14 protein-coding genes are annotated in these 15,263 nt (G+C 45.2%); 7 read left to right on the top strand and 7 right to left on the bottom strand.

The genetic code is table 11. The annotated features are described in order from the left end of the window. The first annotated feature begins 244 nt into the window (after positions 1–244). Positions 245–1,789, top strand: coding sequence for a family 10 glycosylhydrolase (locus AAGR14_RS22005; protein ID WP_342646397.1), 1,545 nt, complete (start codon positions 245–247; stop codon positions 1,787–1,789). Positions 1,790–1,791: 2 nt separating this feature from the next. Here AAGR14_RS22005 and AAGR14_RS22000 read toward each other — a convergent pair whose 3' ends face one another. The 6 genes from AAGR14_RS22000 to AAGR14_RS21975 all read right to left on the bottom strand — a co-directional run bounded on the left by AAGR14_RS22000 (position 1,792) and on the right by AAGR14_RS21975 (position 6,440). Continuing rightward, positions 1,792–2,547, bottom strand: coding sequence for an SDR family NAD(P)-dependent oxidoreductase (locus AAGR14_RS22000; protein ID WP_342646396.1), 756 nt, complete (start codon positions 2,545–2,547; stop codon positions 1,792–1,794). A 219-nt stretch (positions 2,548–2,766) separates the two neighbouring features. Beyond that, on the bottom strand, positions 2,767–3,294 hold the full coding sequence (locus tag AAGR14_RS21995) for a shikimate kinase (protein ID WP_342646395.1): 528 nt from the start codon (positions 3,292–3,294) through the stop codon (positions 2,767–2,769). After that, the gene (locus tag AAGR14_RS21990) at positions 3,291–3,590 is read right to left on the bottom strand and encodes a hypothetical protein (protein WP_342646394.1); all 300 of its coding nucleotides are present in this window, start codon (positions 3,588–3,590) and stop codon (positions 3,291–3,293) included. The genes AAGR14_RS21995 and AAGR14_RS21990 overlap by 4 nt, the downstream gene beginning before the upstream one ends. Next, positions 3,590–4,648, bottom strand: a complete 1,059-nt coding sequence (locus AAGR14_RS21985; protein WP_342646393.1) for an ABC transporter permease — start codon at positions 4,646–4,648, stop codon at positions 3,590–3,592. Before AAGR14_RS21985 ends, AAGR14_RS21990 begins: the two co-directional genes overlap by 1 nt. A gap of 6 nt (positions 4,649–4,654) precedes the next feature. Next, a complete protein-coding gene (locus AAGR14_RS21980) occupies positions 4,655–5,854 on the bottom strand; it encodes a BT_3928 family protein (protein WP_342646392.1) in 1,200 nt (399 codons plus the stop codon). Between the two features lie 31 nt (positions 5,855–5,885). Beyond that, entirely contained in the window at positions 5,886–6,440 is a 555-nt protein-coding gene (locus tag AAGR14_RS21975) for a DUF1599 domain-containing protein (protein ID WP_342646391.1), read from the bottom strand. 63 nt (positions 6,441–6,503) lie between these two features. Between AAGR14_RS21975 and folP the strand changes: the two genes are divergently transcribed. The 6 genes from folP (at position 6,504) to polA (ending at position 14,276) form a co-directional block, all read left to right on the top strand. After that, the gene (folP, locus tag AAGR14_RS21970; protein ID WP_342646390.1) at positions 6,504–7,367 is read left to right on the top strand and encodes a dihydropteroate synthase; all 864 of its coding nucleotides are present in this window, start codon (positions 6,504–6,506) and stop codon (positions 7,365–7,367) included. A 39-nt stretch (positions 7,368–7,406) separates the two neighbouring features. Next, positions 7,407–8,540 carry a ligase-associated DNA damage response exonuclease gene (locus AAGR14_RS21965; RefSeq protein WP_342646389.1) on the top strand — a complete coding sequence of 378 codons (1,134 nt, stop codon included), beginning with the start codon at positions 7,407–7,409 and terminating at the stop codon, positions 8,538–8,540. Beyond that, positions 8,537–10,153, top strand: coding sequence for an ATP-dependent DNA ligase (locus tag AAGR14_RS21960; RefSeq protein WP_342646388.1), 1,617 nt, complete (start codon positions 8,537–8,539; stop codon positions 10,151–10,153). Before AAGR14_RS21965 ends, AAGR14_RS21960 begins: the two co-directional genes overlap by 4 nt. Before the next feature lie 112 nt (positions 10,154–10,265). Continuing rightward, positions 10,266–10,610: a carboxymuconolactone decarboxylase family protein gene (locus AAGR14_RS21955; RefSeq protein ID WP_342646387.1), complete on the top strand. Its 345-nt coding sequence runs from the start codon at positions 10,266–10,268 to the stop codon at positions 10,608–10,610. Positions 10,611–10,713: 103 nt separating this feature from the next. Beyond that, positions 10,714–11,274 (top strand): DNA-3-methyladenine glycosylase I, encoded by a 561-nt coding sequence (locus AAGR14_RS21950; RefSeq protein WP_342646386.1) that lies wholly within the window; start codon positions 10,714–10,716, stop codon positions 11,272–11,274. A 191-nt stretch (positions 11,275–11,465) separates the two neighbouring features. Continuing rightward, on the top strand, positions 11,466–14,276 hold the full coding sequence (gene polA, locus AAGR14_RS21945; protein WP_342646385.1) for a DNA polymerase I: 2,811 nt from the start codon (positions 11,466–11,468) through the stop codon (positions 14,274–14,276). 113 nt (positions 14,277–14,389) lie between these two features. Here polA and AAGR14_RS21940 read toward each other — a convergent pair whose 3' ends face one another. Continuing rightward, entirely contained in the window at positions 14,390–14,968 is a 579-nt protein-coding gene (locus tag AAGR14_RS21940) for a porin family protein (RefSeq protein ID WP_342646384.1), read from the bottom strand. Positions 14,969–15,263 lie beyond the last annotated feature (295 nt).

Raw genomic sequence — 15,263 nt, 5'->3', positions numbered from 1 at the left:
TTTTTTAAAAAAGTGATAATTGACGCTAAAACATTTTGCAACCGCCACCAAGCCATTGATTTACAGTTTATAAAACCATTTTATTATGGTTAGCGTATACACTAACCCAAACACGCCGATGCGCTAAAATTAATTACAATAACCTTAAAACGCAAAATATGCATTCAAATTAAGGTTATACTAATTGGGGATAATTGAAGTTATGTATCTTTGCCACCCTTAACAAATAAGTGTATTGCCGCCTATGACTTACAGATTTGTGCTGATGATTGCCGCATGGCTTACTTGCTTACAGTTGCATGCACAAACCGATACTATTAAGCAACTTAGACCTGCACCTAAACGTGAGTTTAGAGGTGTTTGGGTAGCTACCGTTACTAATATCGACTGGCCGAGTTCGCCTAAGCTGTCATCAGACAAGCAAAAATCTGAGTTGATTAATATTTTTAACTTTCATCAGCAAGCCGGTATTAATGCTATTATGCTACAGGTACGCCCTGCTGCCGATGCCTTTTATGCCAAAAGCCGCGAACCGTGGTCTAAATGGTTAACCGGCCCGCAAGGCACACCTCCAAATCCGTTTTACGACCCACTGGAGTTTGCCGTCAATGAGGCTCATAGTCGCAATATGGAATTGCATGCCTGGTTTAACCCTTACCGGGCAACCATGGACGCCAATTATGCCAGCCTGAGCCCGCAGCACGTTACCCGCATACACCCCGACTGGTTTTTTATTTACGGCGGCCGCAAGCTGTTTAATCCGGGTTTGCCTGATGTGCGCGAATACATTATCCAGGTGATACTGGACGTGGTAAAAAACTATGATGTGGACGGCATACACATGGACGATTATTTTTACCCTTACCCTATTGCCGGTCAGCGCATTAACGACCAGGCTGCATTTGAGCAATACGGGAAGGATAAATTTACTGATATACGCGCTTGGCGCCGCAACAACGTGGATACACTTATCCATGCCCTGGCCGATAGTATACATAAGTATAAACCGCATGTTAAATTTGGTATCAGCCCGTTTGGTATCTGGAAAAATGTAAGCCAGGATGAAGAAGGCTCTGAAACCAGTGGTGGCTCATCTTATTATGAGCAGTTTGCCGATAGCCGTAAATGGATTGAAGAAGGCTGGCTGGATTATATTAACCCGCAAATTTATTGGCAATTCGGTAACCGCGCGGCAGCTTTTGAAAAACTAACCGACTGGTGGAGTGATAATGCCTTTAACCATCACTTATACATAGGGCAGGGAGCCTACCGTATTGGCGAACCACGAAATAGTGCATTTAAAAATCCGGACCAGGTACCGGCACAAATACGTTACCTGCGTAACAATCCGCGAATACAAGGCAGCGTTTATTTTAGCTCAGCCTCGTTAAGGCGCAATTACGGCGGACTAAACGACTCGTTGCGCAATCATTATTACCGTACGCCGGCATTGCCACCTTTGATGCTATGGCTCGACTCGGTAGCGCCAAATGCACCACGCCAGTTGCTGGCTGGCCGTACCGATCGCGGATTGATGCTGAGCTGGCAAATACCCATATTGGCTAAAGATAAAGAGGCCGTTTACGGTTATGTAATTTACCGCTTTTACCAAGGCGAACAGGCCGATTTATCTAACCCGGAACACATCATTCATATCCAATACAATACGGCTAACTCTTTCGAAGATACGACGGTGCAAAAGGGCAAGCATTATGTGTATTATGTAACCGCCATCGACCGTATGAAAAACGAAAGCGAGGCGGCTACGATAACAGTGCCGTACCAGTAATTTTAGCTGTTCATGATAGCGCCGCAATTGATATCCAGCGTTTGCCCGGTGATGGAGCGCTGGCTGAGTAAGTAAGCGGCCAAAGCGGCAATTTCCTCGGGTTTGCTCATGCGTTTTAAGGGCACGCTTTGCATGGCTATATTGTAAAACTCGTTTTTGGTGATGCCAATGCTGTCGGCAATGCCCTGCAAACCATCCTGCGACATTTCGGTGTCGACCCAGCCGGGGCAAATGGCATTTACCAGTATTTCTTCAGGAGCATACTGCACCGCCCAAGAGCGCATTAAACCCAGCAGGCCCGCTTTAGATGCACAATAAGCCGAATAATTAGCCACGCCCAAACGTGCCAATACTGATGAGGTAATTAAAATATGCCTGATACCTTCTGCTTTATGCAGATGCGGCAGAAAGGTATTTACAAAGTTGTAGGTACCGGTAAGATTGGTGCTGATGATGTCATCCCAGCGGTCGGTCTCACCCCAATAGTTTTCGCCGCCAATGCCTGCGTTGGCTAATAATCCGTTCAAGGGTCTCTCCCCTAAAACTGCAGCTGCTTGTTGCAGGCTTTCGGCGTGCCTAACATCAGCCACCAGGAGTTGATGGCCGCTACCCGGCAAAGTTTTCAAGGTGTCTTGTAAGTGATGCTGGGTACGCCCCAGTAATATACATTGATGGCCCTGCTCGGCCAGTTGCATTGCCATAGCACGGCCAATACCGCTGCCGGCGCCGCTAATCAAATAAGTTCTCGCTAACATCATTGCACAAAGTTAGTTAATGTTAGCGCTGATAAAGATGTACGTAAGTAGGAAAAAGGGAGAGATTAGTTTAGGGGCACTATTTTAGCCTATAAAATGGTGCCCCTATATTTATTGAAGTACTGGATATAATACGACTGTAAAGCTGCTTTATTATAGGATTAAAAATTTTTAACGGTATTCTAATAATTGCAGGCCTTCGGGTAATTTTTGTTACAATAATTACAGCTTGGTATCAGCAGCCTTATCAACGTTAAGGATATCCACGAGTTTATCGGCAGTAAGGCTTAACCCGTCGGCAATAACCTGGGCCTGCAAATAAAAGTTTTCTCGTTCGGCCAGTTTTTCGGTAATAAAAGTTACCAGTTCATCGCCATGCTTGTGGCGGAGTAAGGGGCGTTCTTCTTTACCGTGTTCCAGGCGGTTAGCCAGTACTTTAGGCATCAGCTTAATGTATACCACGGTGCCGTTGGCTTTCATCCATGTCATATTATCAAAAAAACAAGGCAGGCCACCGCCTGTTGATATTACTGCATTTTCGGGGTAGTCCGTATTTTTAAGTACTTCAGACTCGGCCAGTCTAAAAGCTGTTTCGCCAAAGCTCGAAAAATATTCGGCGATGCTCATGCCGGCCTGTTCTTCGAGCACTACATCTAAATCAAAAAACGGGTAACCCAAACGTGCTGCCAGCTTATGCCCCAGCGTAGTTTTACCGCAGCCCATAAAGCCAATTAAAAAAATACGACTCATTTTTTTATTAAATTTTTTTTGATTAGGTAGGTCATCATCAACACAACACCTTCGGCACATAAGGCAGGTGCGGCAATAATACTGTACATCGGGTTGCCCGGCCATCCACCCCACAACACAATGGTTACGATAAATGAAATAATCAGCGAAACCAGCAGTACACCTATTAACTTAGGTGTCGCCATTAATTTGTTCAGCATCAGCCACTGCAGCATGCGGGCAATACACCACACCGGAAAACTGAGATAAGCAATATAAACCAGTAAACCTGATAAAGAAACGTTATTAGGATGCATTAATTCAATTTTACTCGTGGGTCTATCCAAACGTACACTATGTCTACCAAGATATTTATCACCACAAAAATAAAAGCAATAAACAGAATAGAACCTATGATGACCGGAAAATCCGACATTTCGAGCGCATCGACGGTTACTTTACCTAAGCCGTTGTAGCCGAATACATATTCAACAAAAAAAGAACCGGCCATTAGCGAGGCAAACCAGTTGGCAATGGCGGTAATCACCGGGTTTAATGCATTAGGTAAGGCATGGCGGTAAACAATGGTATTGCCATCTAATCCCTTGGCCTTCGCCGTACGGATGTAATCCTGACTCAGCACCTCGAGCATAGAGCTGCGGGTAAGCTGTACAATAATAGCTAAAGGCCTTAACCCTAAAGTTACAGCGGGCAAAATAATATTACTCCACGTCATCACTTCGCCCTTAAACGGATCGTAACTGTAAAGGCTGCCTGTCATGCTCAAACCGGTATATCGGCTCCAAACAAAACCAAACAGCCAGGCTATCACAATGCCTGCAAAAAACGAAGGGGTAGAAACACCTAACACCGAAAAGCTAACAGCCAGGCGGTCAATCCAGGTATTTTGATGCACGGCACTTACCACGCCTAAAAATACTCCAATAACAATGGCAATCAGCATTGCTACGGTAGCCAGTGCCAGTGTGTTGGGGATAACTTCCAGTAGCAAAGCAGCTACTTCTTTATGGGTTTGGTACGACCGCCTGAGGTACGGCCATTTTAGGCAAAGTGCATGGGTTTTAGATATAGGCAATATTTGCACATATCCATATTGCTCTTTTGCTTCGGCCGTCCGCTCATGAATGCCTATAGGCAAAAGGTCGTTTAAATAATAGGCAAACTGTACCGGCAGGGGTTTATCCAAACCAAACTCTTTACGCACAGCCTCCAGCGACTGCACATCCGAGCGCTGCCCCTGCGTCATGCGGGCCGGATCTACCGGTAAAATGTTAAACAAAAAAAACACTACTACCACAATACCCAGCATTACGGCCAGGCTATAGCCAATTTTACGGAACAGGTAGCGCAGCATAAGCCTTTATTGTTTTTGCAGATACTTTTTTACCAATGCATCATAATCGGGCATGGTATGGTAATGCCATTTGTTGATGACTGTACCGTTTTTTAATAACAGAATACCCGGATTAGAACGCACCATGGTTTTTAGCGGTACACCGTCGGCATGATAAATTTCAAAAGTTAAATGATGGGCTTTACTAAAAGCAGCCGCATCAGTTGGTGACGCCGAAGTAAGCATTACCGTGCGCATATTGTAGTTTTGCGTCAGGTTAACGGCCAAGGCATTCAGCCGGTTCAGGGCAGGTTCGTTGGTGTGTTTCAAATCATAGGCTACCACCATCAGGTTATAAAATGGATTACCCAACAGTTCTTGGGTATAATCGTTACCCTGGCCATCCTGTATGCCTAAGTCACGAATTTTAGGCTCAAATCCCTTTTTAATTAAACGGCGCTCTGGGTCGCCTTGTATTACCCAGTTTGCATCTTTCCAAATCCCGGTTTTAAGGTATTCCTTATCGCTCATAGATTTGGTTTGCCCGTTGGCTTTATTTTTAAGCTGATAAGTTAGCTCATACTCGTCGGGTTTAGCACCCAGCGGCGTTTTCATCTCGTCGGGTATGTTGGCACCAACTTTATAAGGCAAAAAGTCGATGACCGGCAAAAAGTTATAAGTATATAAACCTATGCCTAATGCAATTACTACTGCGGCAATCAGCCAGCGCATCTCGGCGGCGCGGCTTACTAAAGGCTGCATACAATTGCGGTTAAAAAACAGCACCAGCACCAAAGCCAGTAAAACCATATCCTTACCAAACGACTCCCATGGCGTTAACGGAATAGCATCACCAAAACAACCGCAGGTTTGCACCACCTTAAAAAAGGCAGAGTAAAAGGTTAAAAAGCCAAAGAATACAATGAGCAGCAACAACCCCCAGGTAACACTGTTAATGCGGATGCCAATGATGAGCGCAAAGCCCAAAATCATTTCAAGCGCACACAAAATAACAGACATACTCAGAGCCAGGTCATTCAAAAAGGTGACATGGAAAACCTCAAAATACTCTTCCAGTTTATAAGAAAACCCAAGCGGGTCGTTAGCTTTAATTAATCCCGAAAAAATAAAAAGTAAACCTACCGCCAGTCGGCAAAACCAGATCCACCAGTTTCCCGACGAGGGTGCAGTTCTATTTCGTATATCTTTATTCAAAAGCGTTTCCATCAATAATCAACTAATATTTATTCCTCCCCCTTTAGGGGGTCGGGGGGCTTGGCGGACCTAATTTAATCAGCGCAAACACCGCATAATTGAGCATATCCTGGTAGTTGGCCTTCACACCTTCTGACGCCAGGGTCTGCCCTTGATTATCCTCAATCTGCTTTACCCGCAGCAGCTTCATCAATATTAAATCTGTTAATGAACTGATGCGCATATCGCGCCAGGCCTCGCCGTAATCGTGATTTTTGGCCAGCATTAAATTGTACGTTTCCTGGGCGTACAGATCAAAGAGGTCGCTCACGGTTTCCACGGGCAATTCCAGGGCATCTTCGGGCTTACTGTCAATCTGCATCATGGCAATCAAACAATAATTTACAATGCCAATGTACTCGCCGGTAATATCATCGCCTACTTTAGATACCTTTTTTTCTTCGAGTGTACGGATGCGTTGCGCTTTGATAAAAATCTGGTCGGTGATGGACGATGGCCTGAGTATGCGCCATGCGGTGCCATAATCGCGCGTTTTTTTAATAAACAGGCTTTTACAGGCGTTAATAACAGCTTCGTACTCTATTGCGGTATTGCTCAAAACAGTAGTGTTTAGTTTTTCTTTAGATATTTGTTCACCATGGCATTAAAACGCCATCAGTAAATGGCTAAAGATACAGTTTTTCACAAAAAGGCAACCATCAACGCCGGTGGTCACCTTATCAATTTAAGCACGCCAAAGGTGATGGGCATTATCAACCTGACGCCCGACTCATTTTTTGCCGATAGCAGAAAGCCCGCTGTAGTAGATGCCCTGCAGCAGGCCGGGCAAATGCTGGCCGACGGCGCTGCTATGCTCGACTTAGGCGCTTACTCGTCCCGGCCGGGAGCTACTGACATTTCGGTGCAGGAAGAAACCGACCGCTTGCTGCCCGTGGTAGAAGCTATCGTACGAGAATATCCTGAGGCTATCCTCTCCATCGATACCTTTAGGGCACCGGTAGCCGAGGCTGCAATCAAATCAGGAGCACACATCATCAATGATATTGGCGGCGGGCAACTCGACCCAGATATGTTTATCACTGTTGCCCGGTTAAAAGTGCCTTACATTTTAATGCATATGAAAGGCACGCCCCAAACCATGGTGCAGCAGGCCCACTACAAAAATGTATTTAACGAGGTGCTGGATTACTTCATTACCCTTTATGCCCAGCTTAGGCAACTGGGCGTACATGATGTTATTTTAGACCCTGGCTTTGGTTTTGCCAAAACTGCCGAACATAGCTATACTTTACTTAACCGGTTGGATGGTATTAATCTTCTTGGGCTACCCATCCTGGCAGGGGTATCGCGCAAGCGTATGATTTACGGAACTTTAGGCACTACCGCTGCTGATGCACTAAATGGCACAACGGTATTAAACACCATTGCTTTGATGAAGGGCGCCGATATATTGCGGGTGCACGATGTAAAACCGGCTGTTGAAGCCGTTAAGCTTTGGCAAACAACTACGGCAATCCAAAACTAATCCGGCAAACCAACCTGCGCAAATACCGTTGTATCGTATATGTCGCAGAAACCATTGCTGGAATTTACGGATAAAGGTATTTACTGTGCCAAGGGTAAATTTTACATCGACCCCTGGCAACCGGTAGACGATGCCGTAATTACCCATGCCCATGCCGACCATGCCTATGCCGGTCATAAACACTATCTGGCGCACCACTTATCGCGCGAGGTGATGCTTTACCGTTTGGGCGAGATAAAGTTGCAGACCGTGGAGTATGGCGAAACTGTCATCAAAAATGGTGTAAGCATAACGTTATATCCAGCAGGCCACGTGATTGGTTCGGCACAGATTAGGGTAGAAAGCCAGGGGCAGGTTTGGGTAGTATCCGGCGATTACAAGGTGGAAGACGATGGCGTGTGTGCCCCTTTTGAGCCGGTACCCTGCCATCATTTTATATCAGAATGCACCTTTGGTATGCCGGTATACAAATGGAAACCGCAGGCAGAGCTTTTTACAGAGGTTAACAAATGGTGGCAGCAAAACCGGGATAATAACCTGGCTACCGTTATTGTGGGTTACTCGTTGGGTAAAGCCCAGCGCATATTGCAAAACCTGGACTTATCTATTGGCAAAGTATATACGCACGGCGTTATCGAAAACACTAACGAAGCCCTGCGGCGTAACGGCATCATATTGCAGCCCACCGAGCGCATTACTACAGACTCGGTTAAAGAAGAAGTCCGCAGGGGCATTATTATTGCGCCGCCATCATCCGTAGGTACACCCTGGATGCGTAAATTTCAGCCTTATAGTTTTGGTTATTGTTCGGGGTGGATGGCCATACGCGGGGCCAAGCGCCGCCGGGCGGCTGACCGCGGTTTCGTGATGTCTGACCATGCCGATTGGGATGGGCTGGTTAGTGCCATTGATGCCACAGGCTGCGAAAAGGTTTATCTGACACATGGTTACACGGCCAGTTTTTCGAGATATTTAGCCGAAATTGGCTTTGATGCTTCTGAAGTGCATACATTGTATGGTGGCGAAGAAGAGGGAGCCCCGCCGCAACTTGCTGAAGGCGATAAACAAGATGCTGTTGCAGAAGACAAACTGGATAATGAAATCACGCTATCGGCCGAAGAAGAACTTTTGAACGAATTGCCTGCTGATGAGAAACAAGGAGGGATCAAATGAAAGCCTTTGCCCAACTTTTTACCGCCCTTGACGAAACCAACAAAACCAACGAAAAGGTAAAGGCGCTGAAAGATTATTTTGCCTGCTCGCCTGATACCGATAAAATGCATATGCTGGCCTTGTTTACCGGCCGCAACCCTAAGCGCCAGATTAACGCAACGCAATTTAGGCTTTGGGCCATTGAGGCATCTAACATACCGGCCTGGCTTTTCGAAGAAAGCTACCATGTTGTAGGCGACCTAGCCGAAACCGTGGCCTTATTACTGCCCGACCACGAAAACAGCAGCAACAAAACCCTGACCGAGTGGATTGCCGAGATTAATGCGCTTGATAAACAGCCTGACGTAGAAAAACAACACTGGCTTACCCAAGCTTGGGCAACCCTTAATGCGCAGGAGCGCTTTGTTTTTAATAAGATACTGACCGGCAGCTTTAGAGTGGGTGTGTCACAAAGCCTAGTAATTAAAGCACTGGCTGATGTTTCTGATTTGGATGCAGCTACGCTTACCCACCGCTTAATGGGCAACTGGATGCCCAGCACTTATCAATTTGAAGAGTTGGTGCATACCGATACAGCTTTAGAGGATGTATCAAGGCCTTACCCTTTCTTTTTGGCTTACCCGGTGCAGGAAACCTCGACGGTACAAAAATCGCCCGAAGCTTTGCAGGCTTTATTGGGTGATGCTGATGAGTGGCAAGCCGAATGGAAGTGGGACGGCATACGCGCCCAACTGATTAAACGTAACGGAGAAATTTTTATCTGGAGCCGTGGTGAGGATTTAGCTACGGATAAGTTCCCGGAACTGCATCCTTTTTTGTACGATTTGCCTGATGGAACAGTGCTGGACGGTGAAATCCTGTCGTTTAAAAACGGGTTGCCCTTGCCTTTTGCCAATCTGCAAACCCGTATTGGCCGCAAAACGCTCAGCAAAAAAATACTGGAAGAAAGCCCGGTAGCTTTAATTGCTTACGATTGCCTGGAATATGCCGGCGAAGACATCCGGTATAAAACCCAGGTGGACCGCCGGGCTGTATTGGAAGGCCTGCAAACTGTTACTCAACATCCGGAGATATTCCGCATTTCGGAAGTTATTAACTTTAATAGTTGGGAAGAACTCACTACCATCCGCGAAAAATCCAGAGAGATGGTGGCCGAAGGTATTATGCTGAAACGCAAGGATGCCCATTACCAGGTTGGCCGCCGCCGGGGCGACTGGTGGAAATGGAAGATAGACCCTCTATCAATAGATGCCGTAATGGTTTACGCTCAAAAAGGCCATGGTCGCCGCGCCGACCTATATACCGATTATACCTTTGCCGTATGGGATGGAGATAAACTGGTGCCTTTTGCCAAAGCATACTCGGGCCTAACCGATACCGAAATTAACAAGGTAGATAACTTTGTAAAACGCAATACCCTCGAAAAGTTTGGCCCGGTGCGTACCGTCAAACCCGAATTGGTTTTTGAGATAGGTTTTGAAGGCATCAATAAATCTAACCGGCACAAATCTGGCGTAGCTTTACGCTTTCCGCGGATATTGCGCTGGCGGCATGACAAGCCTAAAGAAGAGGCTGATACTTTAGAAACGTTGAAAGCCTTATTGGGAGAATAAAATGCGGGCGCATGATTATTTAACATCAGCAATATGACAGCATTTTAAACATGCACTCTTTTATAAGCAGCTTTTTTATCCGAACATTGCAGCTTGATTAATTGCAATATTTATGGGACAACTGATAGATGATTTTAACTCCTACCGTACAAAAATGAACGACAGGATTATGGAATCGGCCAATACCAATATCAAACGCTTTTTTGCTTTAGATACCACCACTTATGCCGACGGTGCACTGGATGTAAAAACCAAAGAAATGTTAGGCTTGGTAGCCAGTATGGTATTGCGCTGCGACGACTGCATTAAATACCACTTAGGCAAATGCCACGAGGCCGGCGTAAACCACGCCGAAATGAATGAGATATTCATGATTGCCAACCTGGTAGGCGGCTCCATTGTTATACCCCATTATCGCCGTGCGGTAGAGTACTGGGATGAGCTGAATGCGCAGTAAACAATACCTATAAACCGAAATTTTTCAAAGGCAAATCCCGACAGGTTTGCCTTTTGTTTTTGATAAAAATATTAGCAATTTAGCGCAACAGCTTTAACGCGATATGATTACTCAAACCTCAACCATACGCTGCCACTGGTGCGGCGGCGACGATTTGTATACCCGGTACCACGACGAAGAATGGGGAAAAGAGGTTCATGATGATAAAGTACTGTTTGAGTTTTTGGTGCTCGAGTCGGCGCAGGCCGGTTTGAGCTGGATAACTATTCTACGCCGCCGCGAAAATTACCGTAAGGCATTTGCCAACTTTAATGTACACGCCGTGGCCGCTTTTACCGTCGATGATGTGGAGCGCCTAATGCAGGATGCTGGCATCATCCGTAACCGGTTAAAAATTAATGCCACCATTGCCAATGCCCAGCACTTTATTAAAGTGCAGCAGGAGTTTGGCTCGTTCGACCGTTATTTATATAGCTTTATGCCTGGTGGCAAACCAATCGTTAATCAGGCCGGTACCATACCGGTGAGCACGGATATCTCAGATGCTATCAGCAAGAACATGAAAAAACGCGGTTTCAAGTTTTTTGGTACCACCATTTGCTATGCCTATATGCAGGCTACCGGCATGGTAAATGATCATGTGCCCGATTGCGCTTTTAAGTAAAGGGGGATGTTTGATTTCGGTAATTTTGTGTTGATTTCACCGATAAAATGGCAGGTTCTTAAACCATGATATTGTTTCTTCTTTACCCAATGGTGCAGCAAGTTTGCGGCCATTAAATTGTATTTTTGTACTTGTTGTTTAGAGGGATTGCTATGATTTAGCCAATTCTAAAATTCTGTAAATTCTGATTGATGAAGAAATTATTTCTCCTGGATGGTATGGCGCTGATGTACCGGGCGCATTTTGCACTGAGCAAAAACCCGCGTTTCACATCGGGCGGTTTAAATACATCGGCCGTTATGGGCTTTACCAATACTCTGCTGGATGTAATACGTAAAGAAAACCCTACCCACATGGCCGTAGTGTTTGATACCGATGCGCCTACCGAGCGGCATACCGATTTTGAGCAGTATAAAGCCCATCGGCAGGCCATGCCCGAAGATTTATCTAAGGCTATGCCTTACGTAATTAAGCTGATTTTAGGCTTTAATATTCCGGTTATTACGTCGGATGGTTACGAGGCTGATGATATTATTGGTACGCTGGCCAAAAAAGCGGAGCAACGCGGCTATCAGGTTTATTGCATGACGCCTGATAAGGATTTTGCGCAACTGGTGTCGCCTAATATTTTTGTTTACAAGCCTTCGCGTATGGGCAGCGACATTGAAATAATGGGCGTTAAAGAAGTGCGTGAGAAATGGGAGGTTGAAGATGTTTGCCAGGTAATAGACATTTTAGGCTTATGGGGCGATGCCGTAGATAATATTCCGGGCATCCCCGGTGTTGGCGAAAAAACGGCCAAGCTGCTCATTAAGCAATATGGATCAGTAGAAAACATCATCAAAAACAGCCATGAGTTAAAAGGTAAGCTTCGCGAAAACATAGAAAACTTTGCAGACCAGGGCATCCTATCGAAAAAGCTGGCAACTATACTGTTAGATGCACCGGTTGAATTGGACGAAGAAGGACTAGAAATTTGTGCCCCAAGCCGTGAACTACTGGAGCCGCTATTTGCCGAACTGGAGTTCAGGACTTTGGGCCGCCGTGTATTTGGCGACGATTTTAGCATTACCGAAATTAAAGCAGCTTCGGGCCAGCAAGATTTGTTTAGCAGTGCAGCCTCCGGTACCGTACGTACCCTTACTGTTGATGTTACCGACATTGCCGAGCCCGAACATGTACCGGCCGCTAAAAATATCCACAACGTTAATCACGAATATCATTTAACTGATACCCCCGAAAAACGGGCAGAGTTATTGGCCTTTTTGCAGCAGCAATCTGAAATTACGTTTGATACCGAAACTACGGGTATTGATGCCAATAACTGTGAGCTGGTCGGCCTTTCGTTTGCTATAAAGCCCGGCGAGGCCTGGTATATTCCGGTGCCGGCTAATTATGAAGGCGCCAAAGCCATTGCCCACGAGTTTAAACCAGTGCTCGAAAACGAGTTGATTAATAAAGTGGGGCAAAATATTAAATATGATATTTTAGTATTAAAGTGGTATGGCATTGAAGTAAAAGGCCAGTTGTTTGATACCATGATGGCCCATTATGTTTTAGATCCTGATACTCGCCACAGCATGGATATTTTGTCTGAAAATTACCTGGGCTATAAACCCGTATCTATTACCGAGCTAATTGGCCCCAGAGGTAAAAACCAGCTCACCATGCGCGATGTGGATGTAGAAAGGGTAAAAGAATATGCCGGGGAGGATGCTGATGTAACCTTGCAGCTAAAACAGGTTTTTGAAAGCAAGCTACAAGCTGTTGAAGCCGAAAAGCTGATTAACGAAATTGAGCACCCGCTGATTTATGTTTTGGCTGACGTAGAGTTTGAAGGTGTAAAACTGGACGAGCAAACACTGAAAGATTTTTCGAAACAACTGGAAACTGATATTAATAGGCTGGAACAAACCGTTTATGAAAAGGCTGGCGTAAAATTCAATGTATCATCGCCCAAGCAGTTAGGTGAAGTACTGTTCGAAAAATTACAACTTGACCCTAGAGCTAAAAAAACCAAAACCGGCCAATACCAAACCGGTGAAGATGTGCTGCTAGCCCTGGCCGACAAAAGCGATATAGTGCGCGATATTTTAGATTTCAGGCAGATGCTAAAGCTTAAATCTACTTATGTAGATGCATTACCATTAATGATTAACCCTAAAACAGGGCGTATACACACTTCTTATAACCAAGCTATTGCAGCAACGGGCAGATTAAGCTCTAACAATCCCAACCTGCAGAATATCCCTATCCGTACCGAACGTGGCCGCGAGGTACGGAAGGCCTTTATTGCCCGCGATGCCGACCATGTGCTGCTATCGGCAGATTACTCGCAGATTGAGTTGCGCATTATTGCCGAGATTAGTAAAGATGCCAATATGCTGGATGCCTTTGCTAAAAACCTCGATATCCACACCGCAACGGCAGCCAACGTTTACGGCATACCCTTAACCGAGGTAACCGGCGATATGCGCCGTAATGCCAAAGCAGTAAACTTTGGTATCATTTACGGGCAATCATCATTTGGTTTATCACAAAGCTTGGGCATACCTCGTAAAGAGGCTAACGATATTATTGAGCAATACTTTGTGCAGTACTCGGGCATCAAAAATTACATGAGCGATACCATGAATTTTGCCCGCGAAAATGGCTACGTCAAAACACTAATGGGCCGTCGGCGCTACCTGCGCGACATCAATTCGGCTAATGCTACTGTACGTGGCTTTGCCGAGCGGAATGCCATTAACGCCCCAATACAAGGGTCGGCGGCAGATATGATTAAAATTGCCATGATTAATATACATCGCGAACTTAAGGCACAAAATTTAGGCGCCCGCATGACTATGCAGGTACATGACGAATTGGTGTTTGACGTTCCGCGGCACGAGGTGGAGATTATTAAACCCATTATTGAGCACTACATGAAAACGGCTATTAAAACCGAAGTGCCTATTATGGTAGAGATGGGTACCGGCGATAACTGGCTGGCCGCCCACTAAGCAATAAGATGTCAGAATTAAAAAGCCGGATAGCAGTTGGATGACCAACCGCTATCCGGCTTTTTGTTTAATTAATCCTGTGTTCGCTATTAACTTAGCTACACCATTTATAATTAAAATATTTTAAAGCCGACGCTTAACGCCCATAAGTTGGCGCGCTGACCATAGTTCTCGTTAATTTTGGTTAAACCACCCTCATAACGTAAGTCGGCCGTAATGTTACCAATATCAACACCGGCACCTACCTGGTAACCTAAAGTGCTGTTTTTGTACTTGCCGAAATCTTGTAGGGCACTGTTCACATTATTATTTTCGCTTAAATTGTAAGAATAAATGGGGCCTGCCATAGCACGTACGCTAATAGGGCCGGCACTTACTAATTTAGTACCTAATAATAGCGGAACGTTTAGCGTGGTAAAAGTTACCTTACCGCTGGCACTGGCACTATTGCCGCTGCTGCTGCCTTCAAACTTGCCACCGCGACTACCTAAGTATAACTCAGGCTGTAAATACAAACTATTACCCAACCGTGCAAATATACCTGCCTGGTAGCCTGTTACGCTCGATTCTTTAATATTATCTGTGTTGATTTTTGCAAAGTTGATACCGCCCTTGATACCAATTGTAGATTGTGCTTTACTTGCTGCTACTGATGCGATGAGTAAGGCTATACTCAAAATGTACTTTTTCATGTTTCAAAATTTAAGTTTACTAACGTTTATGATATGCCAGTCAGTAAAAGGTTTAACAAGAGTTAAACTTTAACATTTACTACTGGGCTGTAAACTTAAATATAACTACCAAATCCAAATACAGTTTTACCTGGCATTAATGTGGTTGCTCAGGTAAGCCTCTATTTGTACAAGTACTTTGTGTGAAAAATTATTTGATTAGGATGCCTTAAAACCCACAACGAGAAATTTATGCATACAAGCAAAACAACGGTAGTGTTTAATAGGTAAAAACCACAAGTAAGAGCGTATAAAA

Source organism: Mucilaginibacter sp. CSA2-8R, assembly GCF_038806765.1.
GTDB lineage: Bacteria > Bacteroidota > Bacteroidia > Sphingobacteriales > Sphingobacteriaceae > Mucilaginibacter.
This window is presented reverse-complemented; position numbering and strand designations above follow the sequence as displayed.